General features: G+C 72.0%; 16 protein-coding genes. 6 read left to right on the top strand and 10 right to left on the bottom strand.

Going from position 1 to position 15,117, the window contains the following annotated elements:
• Nucleotides 1-65 precede the first annotated feature (65 nt).
• The 3 genes from fabG (at nt 66) to J7E86_RS27675 (ending at nt 2,360) form a co-directional block, all read left to right on the top strand.
• Nucleotides 66-827, top strand: coding sequence for a 3-oxoacyl-ACP reductase FabG (gene fabG, locus J7E86_RS27685; RefSeq protein WP_215085416.1), 762 nt, complete (start codon nt 66-68; stop codon nt 825-827).
• A 16-nt stretch (nt 828-843) separates the two neighbouring features.
• Entirely contained in the window at nt 844-1,596 is a 753-nt protein-coding gene (locus J7E86_RS27680; protein WP_215085414.1) for an SDR family oxidoreductase, read from the top strand.
• A gap of 92 nt (nt 1,597-1,688) precedes the next feature.
• A complete protein-coding gene (locus tag J7E86_RS27675) occupies nt 1,689-2,360 on the top strand; it encodes a uracil-DNA glycosylase (RefSeq protein ID WP_215085464.1) in 672 nt (223 codons plus the stop codon).
• Between the two features lie 72 nt (nt 2,361-2,432).
• On the opposite strand, the gene J7E86_RS27670 is transcribed toward J7E86_RS27675, so the two are convergent.
• The 3 genes from J7E86_RS27670 to J7E86_RS27660 all read right to left on the bottom strand — a co-directional run bounded on the left by J7E86_RS27670 (nt 2,433) and on the right by J7E86_RS27660 (nt 4,412).
• Entirely contained in the window at nt 2,433-3,119 is a 687-nt protein-coding gene (locus J7E86_RS27670) for a hypothetical protein (RefSeq protein ID WP_215085412.1), read from the bottom strand.
• A 103-nt stretch (nt 3,120-3,222) separates the two neighbouring features.
• Complete coding sequence (locus tag J7E86_RS27665) at nt 3,223-3,741, bottom strand: DinB family protein (protein WP_215085409.1); 519 nt, start codon at nt 3,739-3,741, stop codon at nt 3,223-3,225.
• A 41-nt stretch (nt 3,742-3,782) separates the two neighbouring features.
• Nucleotides 3,783-4,412, bottom strand: a complete 630-nt coding sequence (locus J7E86_RS27660) for a TetR/AcrR family transcriptional regulator (protein WP_215085408.1) — start codon at nt 4,410-4,412, stop codon at nt 3,783-3,785.
• 78 nt (nt 4,413-4,490) lie between these two features.
• On the opposite strand from J7E86_RS27660, the gene J7E86_RS27655 reads away from it, so the two are divergent.
• Nucleotides 4,491-5,687 carry an FAD-dependent monooxygenase gene (locus J7E86_RS27655; protein WP_215085406.1) on the top strand — a complete coding sequence of 399 codons (1,197 nt, stop codon included), beginning with the start codon at nt 4,491-4,493 and terminating at the stop codon, nt 5,685-5,687.
• A 20-nt stretch (nt 5,688-5,707) separates the two neighbouring features.
• Nucleotides 5,708-6,610, top strand: coding sequence for a Gfo/Idh/MocA family protein (locus tag J7E86_RS27650; protein WP_215085404.1), 903 nt, complete (start codon nt 5,708-5,710; stop codon nt 6,608-6,610).
• 50 nt (nt 6,611-6,660) lie between these two features.
• Here J7E86_RS27650 and J7E86_RS27645 read toward each other — a convergent pair whose 3' ends face one another.
• Both J7E86_RS27645 and lnt read right to left on the bottom strand, forming a co-directional pair.
• Nucleotides 6,661-7,239: a GNAT family N-acetyltransferase gene (locus tag J7E86_RS27645; protein ID WP_215085402.1), complete on the bottom strand. Its 579-nt coding sequence runs from the start codon at nt 7,237-7,239 to the stop codon at nt 6,661-6,663.
• Nucleotides 7,240-7,354: 115 nt separating this feature from the next.
• Nucleotides 7,355-8,905 carry an apolipoprotein N-acyltransferase gene (lnt, locus tag J7E86_RS27640; protein WP_215085400.1) on the bottom strand — a complete coding sequence of 517 codons (1,551 nt, stop codon included), beginning with the start codon at nt 8,903-8,905 and terminating at the stop codon, nt 7,355-7,357.
• A 370-nt stretch (nt 8,906-9,275) separates the two neighbouring features.
• On the opposite strand from lnt, the gene J7E86_RS27635 reads away from it, so the two are divergent.
• Nucleotides 9,276-10,424 (top strand): hypothetical protein, encoded by a 1,149-nt coding sequence (locus tag J7E86_RS27635; RefSeq protein WP_215085398.1) that lies wholly within the window; start codon nt 9,276-9,278, stop codon nt 10,422-10,424.
• On the opposite strand, the gene J7E86_RS27630 is transcribed toward J7E86_RS27635, so the two are convergent.
• The 5 genes from J7E86_RS27630 to J7E86_RS27610 are packed head-to-tail and all read right to left on the bottom strand — an operon-like array spanning nt 10,313 to nt 14,695.
• Nucleotides 10,313-11,767 (bottom strand): cytochrome P450, encoded by a 1,455-nt coding sequence (locus J7E86_RS27630; protein ID WP_215085396.1) that lies wholly within the window; start codon nt 11,765-11,767, stop codon nt 10,313-10,315. The genes J7E86_RS27635 and J7E86_RS27630 overlap by 112 nt on opposite strands.
• Complete coding sequence (locus J7E86_RS27625) at nt 11,764-12,396, bottom strand: ATP/GTP-binding protein (RefSeq protein WP_215085394.1); 633 nt, start codon at nt 12,394-12,396, stop codon at nt 11,764-11,766. Before J7E86_RS27625 ends, J7E86_RS27630 begins: the two co-directional genes overlap by 4 nt.
• Nucleotides 12,377-12,742 (bottom strand): DUF742 domain-containing protein, encoded by a 366-nt coding sequence (locus J7E86_RS27620; RefSeq protein ID WP_215085392.1) that lies wholly within the window; start codon nt 12,740-12,742, stop codon nt 12,377-12,379. The genes J7E86_RS27625 and J7E86_RS27620 overlap by 20 nt, the downstream gene beginning before the upstream one ends.
• Nucleotides 12,739-13,125, bottom strand: coding sequence for a roadblock/LC7 domain-containing protein (locus J7E86_RS27615; protein WP_215085462.1), 387 nt, complete (start codon nt 13,123-13,125; stop codon nt 12,739-12,741). The genes J7E86_RS27620 and J7E86_RS27615 overlap by 4 nt, the downstream gene beginning before the upstream one ends.
• Nucleotides 13,126-13,150: 25 nt before the next feature.
• Entirely contained in the window at nt 13,151-14,695 is a 1,545-nt protein-coding gene (locus J7E86_RS27610) for a sensor histidine kinase KdpD (RefSeq protein WP_251019776.1), read from the bottom strand.
• Nucleotides 14,696-15,117: the final 422 nt, after the last annotated feature.

Here is a 15,117-nt window from a genome sequence, read left to right as displayed (position 1 = left end):
GGGAGCGGCCGCTGGAGCCGAGCGCGACGTCGACGCCGACGTTTCCGACGTGAGGAGAGCCCCGCATGTCCACCACCGAGCAGCGTGTGGCCGTTGTGACGGGCGCGGCCCGTGGCATCGGCGCCGCGACCGCGCTCCGCCTGGCCGCAGAGGGGCGCGCGGTCGCCGTCCTCGACCTCGACGAGGCGGCCTGCGCGGGCACCGTGGAGCAGATCACCGCGGCGGGGGGCAAGGCCCTCGCCGTCGGCTGTGACGTCTCCGACGCCGCCCAGGTGGACGCCGCCGTGGCACGGATCGCCGCGGAGCTGGGCGCTCCGGTGATCCTCGTCAACAACGCGGGCGTGCTCCGCGACAACCTCCTGTTCAAGATGAGCGAGGACGACTGGGACACCGTCCTCAATGTGCACCTGCGGGGCGCGTTCCTGATGTCGCGCGCCTGCCAGAAGCACATGGTCGACGCAGGATTCGGCCGTGTCGTCAACCTCTCCAGCAGCTCGGCGCTCGGCAACCGCGGCCAGGCCAACTACGCCGCCGCCAAGGCCGGCATGCAGGGCCTCACCAAGACCCTGGCCAAGGAGCTCGGCAAGTTCGGCATCACCGCCAACTCCGTCGCCCCCGGCTTCATCGCCACCGACATGACCGCCGCCACGGCCGCCCGCGTCGGCATGGGCTTCGAGGACTTCAAGACCGCGGCCGCGACCCAGATCCCCGTGCAGCGCGTCGGAGAGCCCGAGGACATCGCCAACGCCGTCGCCTTCTTCACCGACGAGCGGGCCGGCTTCGTCTCCGGCCAGGTCCTGTACGTGGCCGGCGGCCCGCTCAACTGACGGGGAGGGACACCACATGACCGCACAGGACAGCGGAAAGGTCGCCCTCGTCACGGGCGCCAGCCGCGGCATCGGATACGGCATCGCCGAGGCGCTCGTGGCCCGCGGCGACCGTGTCGTGATCACCGGACGCAACGAGGACAGCCTCAAGGCGGCCGTCGAGGCACTCGGCCCCGACCGGGTCACCGGCGTCGCCGGCAAGGCGCACGACGAGGCCCACCAGGCCGCCGCCGTGGACCGCGCGATGGACGCCTTCGGGCGCGTGGACTACCTCGTCAACAACGCCGGGACGAACCCTGTGTTCGGCCCGATCGCCGAACTCGACCTCGCCGTCGCCCGCAAGGTCTTCGAGACCAACGTCGTCTCCGCGCTCGGCTTCGCCCAGCGGACCTGGCGGGCCTGGCAGAAGGAGAACGGCGGCGCGATCGTCAACATCGCCTCCGTCGCCGGGCTCGGGGCGTCCCCCTTCGTCGGCGCGTACGGCATCAGCAAGGCCGCCATGGTCAACCTCTCCCTCCAGCTCGCGCACGAGATGGCACCGGGCGTACGGGTCAATTCCATCGCTCCCGCGGTGGTGAAGACCAAGTTCGCCGCCGCCCTCTACGAAGGGCGCGAGGAGGAGGTCGTGGCCTCGTACCCCCTGGGGCGGCTCGGCGTGCCGGAGGACATCGGGGGAGCGGCGGCCTTCCTGCTCTCCGACGCCGCCGGGTGGGTCACCGGCCAGACCCTCGTCGTGGACGGCGGAATCCTCCTCAACGCCGGGTTCTGAGGCCGGGCGTCGGGCGTTGTCAGTGGTCGCCGGTAAGTTCTTGCGTGAGAACGGAACGAACCCCGGAGGTTGTTGACGTGACCGTCACCGACATGCTGCCCGAATCCTGGCGCGGAGTCCTCGGCGAGGAGCTGGAGAAGCCCTATTTCAAGGAGCTCATGGACTTCGTCGAGGAGGAGCGGGCGAAGGCGCCGGTGTACCCGCCGCGCGGAGAGGTCTTCGCCGCTCTCGAAGCGACGCCCTACGAGCAGGTGAAGGTCCTCGTCCTCGGCCAGGACCCGTACCACGGCGCCGGGCAGGGGCACGGCCTGTGCTTCTCCGTCCGGCCCGGCGTGAAGACCCCGCCCTCCCTGCGCAACATCTACAAGGAGATGCGCGAGGAGCTCGGCTACGACGTGCCGGACAACGGTTTCCTCCAGCCGTGGGCCGAGCAGGGCGTGCTGCTGCTCAACGCCGTGCTCACCGTCCGGGGCGGGGAGCCCAACTCCCACAAGGGCAAGGGCTGGGAGAAGTTCACCGACGCGGTCATCCGCGCGGTGGCCTCCCGCCCCGACCCGGCCGTCTTCGTGCTCTGGGGCAACTACGCCCAGAAGAAGCTGCCCCTGATCGACGAGAGCCACCACACCGTCGTCAAGGGAGCCCACCCCTCGCCCCTGTCGGCGAAGAAGTTCTTCGGCAGCCGCCCCTTCACCCAGATCAACGAGGCGATCGCGGCCCAGGGCCACGAGCCCGTCGACTGGCGCATCCCGGACCTCGCGGTCTGATCGTTCGTGCCGCCCTCGGTCCGGCCCTCAGGGGCCGACGGCCCGGGCCCCGGGCGGGAGACCTGCCGGGGTTCAATGGTCGTAGACCTGGCCGCAGATCCGGGAGGCGTCGCCGCCCTGCTGCCAGCGGCCGTACTGGTGGCCGAGGGCGCAGATGCCCTTGCCGCGCGGGGTCCGGGGAGCGGCCGGTGCGGGGGCCTCATGACGGGACGCGGGCGCCTGCTCGGGATCGGGGGCCCGGTCGTCGGAGGATGGGGCCGCCTCGGCGGGCGACGAGCTGTCCTGACGCGACGCCCACGACCGCCGGTTCTCCGCGCGGGACGGGCCGGCGCCGCGCGCGGACCTGGAGGGGCCCGAGGGCTCGGACGGGCGCGAGGTGTCTCCGCCGCCCCGGCCGCCGTCGCCCTTCCGGCCGCCGGAGTCGCCCCTGCCGAGGGAGCCACCCCCGCCGGGGGAGCCGTCCCCTCGCTCCCTGGCGTCCGGCCGCCCGGGTCCGTCCGTATCGCGTGGGCCGGCCGGGTCGCCGGTGGGCGGATTCGTCCGGTCCCGCCGGCCGTCCCGTGATGCTCCCGGTGCGGCCGGTGCCGGCGGAGCCGAGTCGTCCGGGCCGGTCCTGATCAGGGATTCGCGCGCGGGGGCCGGCGCGAAGCGCGGCTCGGTGGCGCGGGACAGGCGGGGCGGGGACTGGGCGGCGGTGTGCGGCGATACGGACACGCAGCCGACGGCGGCCGCCATCGTCATCACCGTCAGAGCTGTCACTACGGGCAGTCGATACACTCGCTCAACTCTGCTGGTGAACAAAGCCCGTTGGGAATGCCCCGCACGAGTGATGTGCGGTCACCGGCGCCCGGTCCCGGCCCGGTCACATCTCCGTGGCGCCGTCGATCCGCTCGCGGATGAGGTCCGCGTGGCCGTTGTGGCGCGCGTACTCCTCGATCATGTGGGTGTAGATCCATCGCAGGTTGAACGTCTCGCCCGAGCGGTGCTCGCCCACGCCGAGGTCGTCCAGCGAACGCCCCCGCGTCGCCTCGCGGGCCGCGGCGATCTGCGCCTGCCAGGTGGCGTACGCCTCCTCCCAGGTGTCCCGCTCGGAGAGGTGGAACTCCCCGTCGGGGTCCTCGTCGGTGAAGTAGATCGGCTCGGCCGCCTTCTCGTCACCGGCCAGTACGTTCCCGAACCAGCCGCGCTCGCACTCGGCCAGGTGCCGCACGAGCCCGAGCAGCGTCAGTTCCGAGGGCGGCACCGATGCCTCGCGCAGCTGCTCGTCGGTCAGCCCCTCGCACTTGCGGGCCAGCGTCTCGCGGTGGAAGTCGAGCCACCCCTCCAGGCTGGTGCGTTCATCGCAGTCGGTGGGGGGTCCAGGGCGTTGGGAGTTCGTCATGGCGGCCATCCTCGCGCCCAGTCATCCCTTCCCGCCAGGGATTATCGCCGCTCACCGCCCAGCATGCCGTGCAGCAGCTCCTCGACGTCCGCCCGCAGTTCGGTCCGGCCGGGCACCTCGGCGTGGAACGAACCGGCCACGCACGAGAACATCAGCCCCTCGCACCACGCCACGAGGGCCAGCGCGTGCCGGGCCGGTTCGGCCGAACCGGCCGCGGCCAGCAGGGCGACGAGGGGTTCGCGGAAGGGGCGCCCCTCGGTGTCGTAGATCGTCCGCAGTTCGGGTCGGCGCGTCGCCTCCAGGGCCAGTTCGTAGCGGGCGATCAGCAGATCCCGCCGACCGGTCAGCGTCCGGTGCAGGGCGAGGGCGACCGCGTCGGCGAACGCCTCCAGCCCGTCCGCCGGATCCGGCAGCTCCCGCAGACCGAGCACCTCGCCCTCGCGCACGGCGAGCCTGCGCACCGCCGTCTCCAGGAGCGCCAGGCGGGTGCGGGCGTGGTTGGACGTCGAGCCGGTCGGCAGACCGGCCGCCTCGTCGACGGCCCGGTGGGTGAGCCCGCGCATGCCGCGCCCGGCCAGCAGGGCCAGCGCGGTGTCGGCGATCAACAGCGCGCGGGCGCGGGAGGAGCCTCGACCGGCGGTCTTCTCAGGGGGGTTGTCGTCCACTGCCATGCCCCCAATCTACCGGTGTCACTACAGGAGTAGTAATGTCTGGGTCACTACAGATGTAGTCACCTCGGGAGGTTGTCCATGGGAACCCTTCGCGCCGTCGTCATCGGCGGGGGCATCGGCGGCCTCACCGCCGCTGCCGCCCTGCACCACCGGGGCTGGGCCGTCACCGTCCTCGAACGCGACGCCGCGCTCGAACCCGTCGGCGCCGGCATCGCCCTGGCCCCCAACGCCCAGCGCGCCCTCGACACCTTCGGTGCCGGGGACGCCGTACGCGCCCTGGCCGGCTGGCAGTCCGACGGTGGCCTGCGCCTGCCGAGCGGCCGCTGGCTCTCCCGTACGAACAGTGAAGCCGCCGCCCGGCGCTACGGCGGACCCGTGGCCATCGCCCACCGCGCCGCACTCGTCGCCCTCCTGGCCTCACGGCTGCCCGACGGAGCGGTCCGTACCGGCACTCCGGCCGCGCTCGCCGACCCCGGCGACGCGGACCGTCCCGCCCGTGTGACCACCCCCGACGGCACCCTCGAAGCCGACCTCGTCGTGGGCGCCGACGGCATCCACTCGGCGACCCGCGCCGCACTCTTCCCCGGCCACCCCGCACCCCACTACGCCGGAATCACCGTCTGGCGCCTGGTCGTACCCCGGCCGCCGCAGCCTTTCGCCGCCCACGAGACCTGGGGCCGGGGCCTGCTCTGGGGCACCGTGCCGCTCAGCGACGGCCGTGTCTACGCCTACGCCCAGGCCAACGCCCCCGCCGGCGGCATGGCCCCCGATGGAGAACTGTCCGAACTGCGCCGCCTCTTCGGCGGCTGGCACCACCCCGTGCCCGACATCCTCGCCGCCGCCGACCCCGCCGCGGTCCTGCGCAACGACGTCCACCACGCCGCCACCGCCCTGCCCGCCTACCACCGCGGCCGGACCGCCCTCCTCGGCGACGCCGCCCACCCCATGACCCCGCACCTCGGCCAGGGCGGCTGCCAGGCCATCGAGGACGGCGCCGTCCTGGCGCTCCTCCTCGCCGGGGCGGGCGGCGGGAGCGCCGGTGTCCTCGGCGCGCTCACGGCCTACACCGCGCAGCGCCTGCCCCGCACCATGGACGTCGTCCGCCGCTCGGCCCGTGTCGGCCGGCTCGTCTCCCTCTCCTCCGCCCCGGCGTGTGCCCTGCGCACCGCCGCCCTCCGCGCGGTCGACCTCCTCGGCCCGGGCGTCGCCCTCCGCGCCCTCGACGGAGTGGCCGACTGGCAGCCGTCCGCACACCCGTATGCTGCTCAAACGTAGACGCGTACCTGGGAGGCTCTGTGAAGGTCGGCTGCATCGGGCTCGGAGACATCGCCCAGAAGGCGTACCTGCCGGTACTCACCGCTCAGCCGGGGCTCGAACTCCACCTCCACACCCGGACCGCGACCACCCTCCACCGGGTCGCGGACACCTACCGCGTCCCCGACGCCCAACGCCACACCGACCTCGACTCCCTCCTGGCGGCCGGCCTCGACGCGGCGTTCGTCCACGCGGCGACCGCCGCCCATCCCGAGATCGTCACCCGCCTTCTCGAAGCCGACGTGCCGGTCTATGTGGACAAGCCCCTCGCCTACGACCTCGCCGGCAGCGAGAAGCTCGTCCGCCTCGCCCAGGAGCGGGGAGTGGGACTCATGGTCGGCTTCAACCGCCGCCACGCGCCCGGCTACGCCCAGTGCCTGGAGCACCCGCGCGACCTCGTCCTGCTGCAGAAGAACCGGGTCGGCCTCGCCGAGGCCCCCCGCACCCTCGTCTTCGACGACTTCATCCACGTCGTCGACACCCTGCGCTTCCTCGCCCCCGGCGACGTCGACCACATCGACATACGCGCCAGGGTCCGCGACGGCCTCGTGCACCACGTCGTCCTCCAGCTCTCCGGCGACGGCTTCACCGCCATCGGCACCATGAACCGGATGAGCGGCTCCACCGAGGAGATCCTGGAGGTCTCCGGCCGGGGCACCAAGCGTCAGGTGCTCAATCTCGCCGAGGTCATCGACCACAAGGGACAGCCCACCATCCGGCGCCGTGGTGACTGGGTGCCTGTCGCCCGCCAGCGTGGCATCGAGCAGGTCGTCCTCGCCTTCCTCGACGCCGTGCGGGCGGGCAAGGTACTCGACGCCGAAGACGCCTTGCGGACGCACCGGTTGTGCGAGGAGATCGTGCGCAAGATCGAGCAGGACGTCTGACCCGGCGTGATGGTAAGCCCGGCGTGACGGTAAGGCCGGTGTCCCGGCCCTTACCCCAGGGCAGCCTGCCGCTCCCGTCCGACCACGACGAGCGCAGGCGATTCCTCTTCCCCTCCGTCCCGTAGGGACTTTTCGAGGAGCGTGAACGACTTGGGTGTACCGCCCGGCTGCGGTTTGCCCTCCTTGCGTCCGACAACCCGATAGCCGGCGTCGAGGTAGTACGCGTTCAGGCGTGCGTTGCCGGCCAGGCAGTCCAGACGTACCAACGGCCGGCCCACCTCGGCCACGCGGCGCTCCGCGACTCGCAGAAGCTGCCGCCCTGTCCTGGGCGGGACCCTGTCGTGGTCCACCATCAGCCGGTGCACATAGCCGGCCGTCGGCGGCTGTGGCCCCCAGGCGTCCTCGTCCTCCCACCACAGCTCCCAGGCCCCGACCACCCGATCGGCAGCCTCCGCGAGCCATACCTCCCCGTTCTCCATGATCCGGCGGAAGTGGTCCTCGCCCAGCTCACCGGGCCGCCACTGACCAGTGACGCCCTGGGCAAGCATCCAGCGGGCAGCGTCGTCGCGCAGACGCACGACAGCGGCGAGGTCGGCGTCGTCAGCGAGACGGAAGCGCAGATCGTTCACGCCGCGATCTTCGCACGGGCGTCCGCCTCTGCATCGGCCGGCCGCGAGGGGGCCTCCCAGACAGGGCCGAGGACGGGCAGGGGGGCAGTCGTTCACCCGTGGGCGCAGGACGTAGTCACGTAACGGGGTGTTGGCGACCAGGGCGTCGAGCGGCCCGTACACCCTCGAAGGCGGCGTAGCAGACCAGGACCGCCACCGCGCCGAGGACCGTCCAGTCGCCGATGCGGACGTACGGGCTGGTGCCGCGCGCCAACGGGACCTCGTAGACGGCGGCCGCGCTGCGGTCCGTGCCCAGCCGCTCGCCGGTCAGCGCGCCGCGCGGCCCGGCGACCACGCTCACACCGGTCAGCGTCGCGTGCACCATCGGCCGCCAGGTCTCGGCGGCCCGCAGCGCGGCCAGCGAGGCGTGTTGCGCCGGCGCCCAGCTGTGCTGGAAGGACGAGGTCGCCGACTGGGCGACGAGCAACTGCGCCCCGTCCGCGGCCAGCTTCCGGCTCATGTCGGGGAACGCCGACTCGAAGCACACCAGCGGGCCGACCCGCAGTCCGCCCGCGTCCGGCAGCCGCATCACCACCGGTGCCCGCCCGCGTCCGCGGTCCTCGCCCGCCGCCTTGCCCACGGAGGTGGCCCAGCCGAGGACCGAGCGCGCCGGAACGTACTCGCCGAAGGGCACCAGCCGCATCTTGTCGTAGCGGTCCCCGGTCGGGCCGCCGGGGCCCACCAGCACGGAGCTCTTGAAGATCCCCGGCCGGTCCGAGCGCCGCGCGTCGACGTTCACCAGCAGGTCCGCGCCGACCGCCCGGGACAGCGCGGCCAGCCGGTCCCGCAGGTCGGGGCGCGCGCCCAGGTCCTGGCCGACGCTGCTCTCGCCCCACACCACCAGGTCCGGGTGCTGCCCGGCCAGCCGTCGGGTCAGCTCCTCCTCGCGGTCGAAGCGCCGCTGCGGGCTGGCGGCGCCGGAGATCACGCCGGGCTGTACGACCGCGACCCGCGCCGTCCCCGCGCTCTCCGGCAGCGGTGCCCACACCCACACCGAGGCGACCGCCGCGGCACAGGCGAGCACCCCCGCAAGTCCGGTGATACGGCTGCGAACCGAACAAATCAGCGTGGTGAGAGCGGTGTTGAGGGACACCAGGAGGAACGTAACCAGCCAGATCCCACCCACCGAGGCGACCCTCAGAGCGGGTGCGACCTGCCACTGGCTGGCTCCGAACAGCCCCCAGGGGCCACCCAGATACTCCCAGGAACGGGCAAGTTCGACCATCAACCATGCGGAGGGCACGACCAGGAGCGCCGCCGCGGCCCGGGTCGGCCCGGGAGACCCGCTCAGCAGCCGGTGTGTCGCCGCGGCCCACGGAGCCCACAACAACCCCAGCAGCGCGGCCAGTACCAGGATGAAGACGTGCAGGCTCGGCAGCAGCCAGTGGTGCACGGCGAGCAGGAAGGCGGCCCCGCCGGTCCACCCGTCGAGCGCCGCCCGCCGGGTCGTGGCGGCCGAGCGGATCAGGAGCAGCCAGGGCACCAGCGCGACGTAGGCCAGCCACCACCACGCCGGAGCGGGGAAGGCCAGCGCGGGCAGCGCGCCCGCCGCGGCGCACGCGGCCGCGCGCCACCAGGGCCGCGCGAGCGGTGACGCGTACCACTGGTCCGACGGTGCCTCCACCATGCCGTACCTCCCTGGGGCCAGCCGATCACCAGTGTCGGGGATCGTCGATCATCCGTCCGTGCTCGGCGCGATCGGGATCCGGCCAACCACCGGACCCTCGAACAGTGGAGGATCATGGCGAGAATTCCGACAGCAGTGTGCAATATTCAATCGTTTCCACCTTCCCCAGAAAATATCTTTGACTCGATTCGATCGAAAACGATCCGAAGTGAGCCTTGCGGTCGCTGCTGGAAAGGTGCGGGTGGATATGCGCCACGGGTTATCCGCGGTTCACCCTGGGCAGGTACCGCGCAAATGTGGACAGGAACGCTGTGAGACGGCCCGGGGAGACGGCGTGACAAGCGTGCGAGACCGTTTGACAGTCCAGCCCTTGGAGATCCTGCCTTTCTACTGTCCGATCCCGCCGGCCGTCCACCCCCGCGTCCGTGAGATCGACGACGCCGCGGTCGAATGGATGCTCCAACAAGACCTGGACACCTCACTCCATCAGCAAGAACGACTCATCCACTGCGACTTCGGCGGGCTGACCGCCAGGACCATGCCCTACGGCCGGACCGCGCCGCTGACCGTCGTCGCCAAGCTGCACGCGGTCCTCTTCTCGCTGGACGACGCCCTCTGCGACGAGTCGGGTGCCACGGCCCACGGCCTCGCCCACGCCACCTCGCGCATCACACGCGTCCTGGAAGCCCCGAGTCCGCCATGGCCGGATGACGCGCCCCACGCCGCGGCACTGCGCGCCATCCGGCTGGAGCTCGCCGACCACGCGACACCGTCCCAACTGCGGCACTGGACCGATGCCATGCGCACCTACCTGTCCGGTCTGGTCTGGGAGGCCGCTTGCCGCCGCGACCGGGCCCTGCCCTCCCTCAATGACTACGCCGCCATGTGGATGCGTGCCATCGGCATGGCTCCGTCCACGGCGCTGATGGACATCGCCGGTGGATACGAGGTCTCCGACGGCGATCTGGACCGACCCGAGGTGCGGGCCCTCACCGAGATGACCTGGACCCTGGTCGCCTGGGACAACGACTTCTACTCACGGAACAAGGAGATCCAGAGGGCCGGTGACAACCTCAATCTGATCGACGTCCTGGCCCGGGAGCGGGACTGCGAGCCCGCCCGCGCGCAGGAAGAGGCCATGGCGATGCGCGACCGCGTCATGACACTCTTCCTGCGCTTGCGCGAACAGCTCTGGTCACAAGCCGGTGTCGAGCTGCGCTGCTATCTGGTGGCGCTCGGACAGTTCATCCGCGGCCACCTCGACTGGGCCTCCTCCTGTGCCCGCTACGCGGACCCCTACGGCACCTCGGCGACCGTACAGTGGTGGAAGCCGGCCCCCTCGGACGACAGCCTCGCCCCGCTGCCCGTCCCCTCCATCGCCTGGTGGTGGGACCACCTCGATACCACCTACCCGCGCCGCAGCCAGCGCCTGAACGACCGCCACCACGAGCCCCGCCGCCCGGGCGCCCGGCCGGGCGGCGCCGGCGGGATGGCCGGCTGCTCCGGCCGCTCGGGATGAACGGGCGGTACGGGCGGTACGGGCGGTACGGGCGGTACGGGATCGACCGGCGCGTGTGTCTCGGGTGCCGCGGGCGGCTGGGGCTGCCGGGGAGTGAACTTCACCGGCAACGCCTGGAGATGACGGCCCATCAGCGACGAGGTGTGGGTCAGCTCCGACTCGTCCGCCGCGAGGGTGAGGTCGGGGAGCCGCAGGAGCAGGGCGTCGATGCCTGTATCCGCGATCGCCCGGCCCACGTCCTGGCCGGGGCATTCGTGCTGGCCTCCACTGAACGCCAGGTGGGCCCGGTTGCCGTGGATGGGGGTGTCCGGATCGGGCCGGACCGCCGTGTCCATGTTGGCGGCGGCCAGCCCCAGCACCAGGGCGTCCCCTTCCTTGATCTGCTGCCCGGCCAGCTCGGTGTCCTGAGTGGCCCAGCGGCCGAGGATCGCCATGAAGGGCGGCTCGTCCCACAGCACCTGCTCCACCGCGTCCGGCAGCGTCATGTGGCCGCCCGCGAGCGACGCCCGGAAGCGGACGTCGGTGAGCACCATCTTCAGGGTGTTGGCGATGAGGTTCGCCGTGGTCTCGTAGGCCGCGATGAGCACCAGGCGCAGATGCTGCTGCACCTCGTCGTCGGAGAGCCCGGTGTGGTGCTCCAGCAGCCAGCTCGTGAAGTCGGCGCCGGGCTCCACGCGCTTGCGCGCGACCAGCTTGCGGAGCGTCTCCTGCACGTACGCGTTGCTGGCGACGGCCGTCTCGGTGCCCTTGATCATGTCCCGGGCGGCATTGACCAGCCGGAGGCTGTAGGCCTCGGGCATGCCGAGCAGCTGCGTCATCGCCATCATCGGCAGGTGATCCGCGAACTGGTGCACCAGATCGGCGCGGCCGGTCGCGCAGAAGCGGTCCACCAGCTGGTTGGAGAAGCGGGTCACATGGCGGCGGATACCCCGCTTGTCGAAGCGCGCGATGGCGTCGTTCACCGCCCCGCGCCAGCGCTCGTGCTGCTGGCCGTCGGCGAAGACGCAGATCGGCTGCCAGGTGGTGATGGGGGCGAGCGGATGATCGGGGGCGACCCGGCCCTCCCGGGCCTCGGTCCACAGCCGGGAGTCGCGGGAGAAGCGCGAGGGGGTGCGCGCCACGTCGAGGTTCTCGCGGTAGCCGAGGACCAGCCAGGCCGGGAGGTCGCCGTGCAGGAGCACGGGCGCGACCGGCCCGTGCTTCGCGCGCAGTCGCTCGTACAGGCCCATGGGGTCGGCTTCGGCCTCGGGGCCGTACAGCCGGGTCGCGCCGCCGTGGGCGGGGCACTGCGGGGGTGGCCCGGCCGGTGAGTCGGCGCGTGCGTGTTCGGGGGGGAGGGTCACTGGGGCTCCGGGGAGGCGGTCGTGAGGGTGTACAGGTAGCGCATCAGGGTCAGCAGGGTGTCGCGGCAGGAGCCTCGGTCGCGGGCGTCGCAGTCGACCATGGGCACGGAGTCGTCCAGGTCCATCGCCGCCCGCAGCTCCGCCATGGGGTAGGTGGGGGCCTCGGGGAAGCGGTTGACCCCGACGACGAAGGGCACGCCCCGCTCCTCCAGGCGGCCGATGACGTCGTAACTGACCTCCAGGCGGCGGGTGTCGAGCAGCACCACCGCGCCGAGGGCGCCTTCGAAGAGGCCGTTCCACAGGAACCAGAAACGCTCCTGGCCGGGCGTCCCGAACAGATACAGCACCAGCTGCTCGTCGATGCTGATCCGGCCGAAGTCCATGGCCACGGTCGTCTCGGTCTTGTGCTCGATACCGGCCAGGTCGTCGACGCCGACGCCGGCCTGGGTCATGGTCTCCTCGGTGGTCAGGGGCCTGATCTCGCTGACCGCGCCCACCAAGGTCGTCTTTCCCACTCCGAAACCACCGACGATGACGACCTTGACGGCCGCCGTGGCCGACGCAGGAAGGACGTCCTCGCTCCGCGGCCCCGCGTAGGCGCCCTGGGTGTCAGAGCCTTTGAAGTCCATTCATCACCGCCTCCAGAAGTTGGACGTCGGGCAGCGCCGCCGCCGGGACCGGCGGACGGGCCTCCACCTGGCTACTGGACAACAGCTCCGTCAGCAGCAGGGTGAGCGTGCTGACGGGCAGTTCCAGATAGGCCGATATCTCGGCGACGGACAGTGGGTAATGGCACATCCTGGCGATGGCGGCGTGCTCGGGCTGCAGACCGGGGTCGGTCTCCGTCCGGGAGACGATCAGGGTGACGAGATCGAGCTCGGTCTTCTTCTCCGCGCGGGTCTGGCCGCCCGTGAGGATGTACAGCCGGTCCGGACTGCCTGGCGCCGTCGCGGGGTCGGGTCCGGCTCGGTTCATGTCACCGCCCCGCCGACCCGCGGCGGGCTGGTCAGGTGCGAGCCGATGCGGGCCACCAGGTCCCGCATCCGCAGGCCCATCAGCCCCGCGTCCACGTCGTCGTCGGCCAGGACCGCCAGGAACGCTCCGGCGCCGGCGGCCATCAGGTAGAAGAATCCGCCGTCGACCTCGATCACCACCAGGCGCATCTCCCCGTCGCCGCGCGGGAATTCGGAGGCGATGGCGGTGGAGAGGCTCTGCAGTCCGGCACAGGCGGCGGCGAGGCGGTCGGCCGCGTCCGGGTCGGTGCCGTGCTGAGCCATGCGCAGGCCGTCCGAGGACAGCACGATCACGTGGCGGGTCTGCGGAACGCTGGTTGCCAGGTCCTTGAGCATCCAGTCCATGTTGAACCGCGGCTGCGTCACTTGGCTACTCTTCCTTGTCTGACGAGGTATCACTGTTCGGCCGGCCGGGACCCGGCTCCGGGAGCTCCCCGTTGATTCCGCTGGTGAAGGCCGCCAGCCACATTCCCGGCTGCTTGGGCGGCTCCTGGGCGACGGAGTCCCGCTCGGGCCCGGGCTGCACCGGCACGGCCGGCTTGGCCTGGGCCCGCTCCCGCTCCCGCTGGGCGGCGGCGGCCCGGCCGAAGGGCAGCGGCGCGGGGCCACGGCGCCGTCGGCGCTGAGGGAGGCCGCTGTCCCCGAGCGGCGGCGGGATGGGGTGCTCCATCATGGGCGGCGGGGCCTCGGGGCCGGGGGCGGGGATCTTCTGGCCCGGGCGCCGCTTGGACTTGAAGGGGGGGAGCTTGGGGGCGCGCGCGATATCGCCTCCGGGGTGCTTGCTCGCGGTGATCAGATCCATGGGAATGACGAGGACCGCCCGTACGCCTCCGTAGGCGGAGGGCCGCAGCGAGACCAGGAAGTTGTACGACTGCGCCAGCCGGCTCACGACCGCCAGACCCAGCCGGGGCGCCTCGCCGAGGTCGTCCAGGTCGAGCGCGCCCTCCCGGGACAGCACCCGGTCGGTGCGGCGGCGGGCCTCGTCGGTGAGGCCGACTCCGGCGTCCTCGATCTCGACCGCGATGCCGGACTGGATGTCCACGGCGGTCAGGTGCACCCGGGTCTGCGGCGGGGAGTAGCGGGTGGCGTTGTCCAGCAGCTCGGCGAGGGCGTGGATCACCGGCTCGACGGCGGGCCCGACGACGGCGACGTCGGCCACCGAGTGCAGGTCGACGCGCCGGTACTCCAGGATCCGCGACATGGCGCCGCGCAGGACGTTGTAGAGCGGGATCTCGTTCTTCCACTGGCGGCCGGGACGGGAGCCGCCCAGAACGGCGATGCTGTCGGCGAGCCTGCCGGTCAGGGCGTTTCCGTGGTCGAGGTGGAGGAGGTCACCGAAGACGTCGGGGTCGTTACCGTGCTTGTGCTCCATCTCCCGGATGTCGTACGCCTGTTGGTGAACGATGGCCTGCACGCGGCGGGCGATGTTGACGAAGGCGCGCTGCGCGGAGTCACGCAGGCCCTCCTCCGCCTGGACCGCCTCGATGACGGACTTCAGGACGGAGCGGTGCGCGGTCGCGTAGCCCGGCTCCAGGTCGTGGGCCGGCAGGGTGTGGCGCAGCACCACCTCGGTCGGCGAGCCGCGCTGGAGCAGGTGGATCGCCTTGGGCAGCAGCTCGCGCGCCAACCGCCGGGTCTCCGCCTCGTGTTGGTCGAGCTGGTACCGCAGCCCGGCCTCCACCTCGTTGCAGCGCCGGCGCAGGGTGGCGATCACGCGGCCGCGTCGCGCCGCCTCGGAGGCGGCCAGTGCCACCGCGACCGTGGCCGAGGACCCGCACCAGGCCACCGGCGCACGGGCATCGGGGGTGACGGCGAACACCGCCGCCACCGTGCACACCGCCAGGACGAGGGGCGAGATCAGCCATATCAGAGCGGAAACGGGCCGCCGCGGAGCTGACGAGCCAGTACCAACCATCGAGATCCTCGGACTCTCCGAAAAGGGCGTGGGTGCCGGAGCGCAGCGTTCCTCGTGAATGCGGGGAGAACGGCGACAGCGCGGCACTTGTCCGCAGCGTGCCGTGGTCGCCACGGACGTGAAGGGGCCGCAACCCGCTGCGCGACATGGAGCGTAGCCGGTCGCCGGGGTGCTCCGGCGCGAAGTTGTCATATTCGCAGATTGGCCTGACGGGGGAATTGGAAAGGCCCCATAATGACCCCGTGTCACTAATACCGAATGTGTTTCCGGATTTCCTGGATAGGTGTTCGGATTTACGGGGTCCGGGTCCGTATGCGAACCGGCTCTCGCCCACTCCGGGCGCGCCCGGCGCGGAGGGCCCGGCCGCGCGCGTGCCGGACGTACCGTCCCACCTCACGGCCGCGATCGGGCCGCAAGGTCAC

It is taken from the genome of Streptomyces sp. ISL-11 (assembly GCF_018614525.1).
Classification (GTDB): domain Bacteria; phylum Actinomycetota; class Actinomycetes; order Streptomycetales; family Streptomycetaceae; genus Streptomyces.
This window is presented reverse-complemented; position numbering and strand designations above follow the sequence as displayed.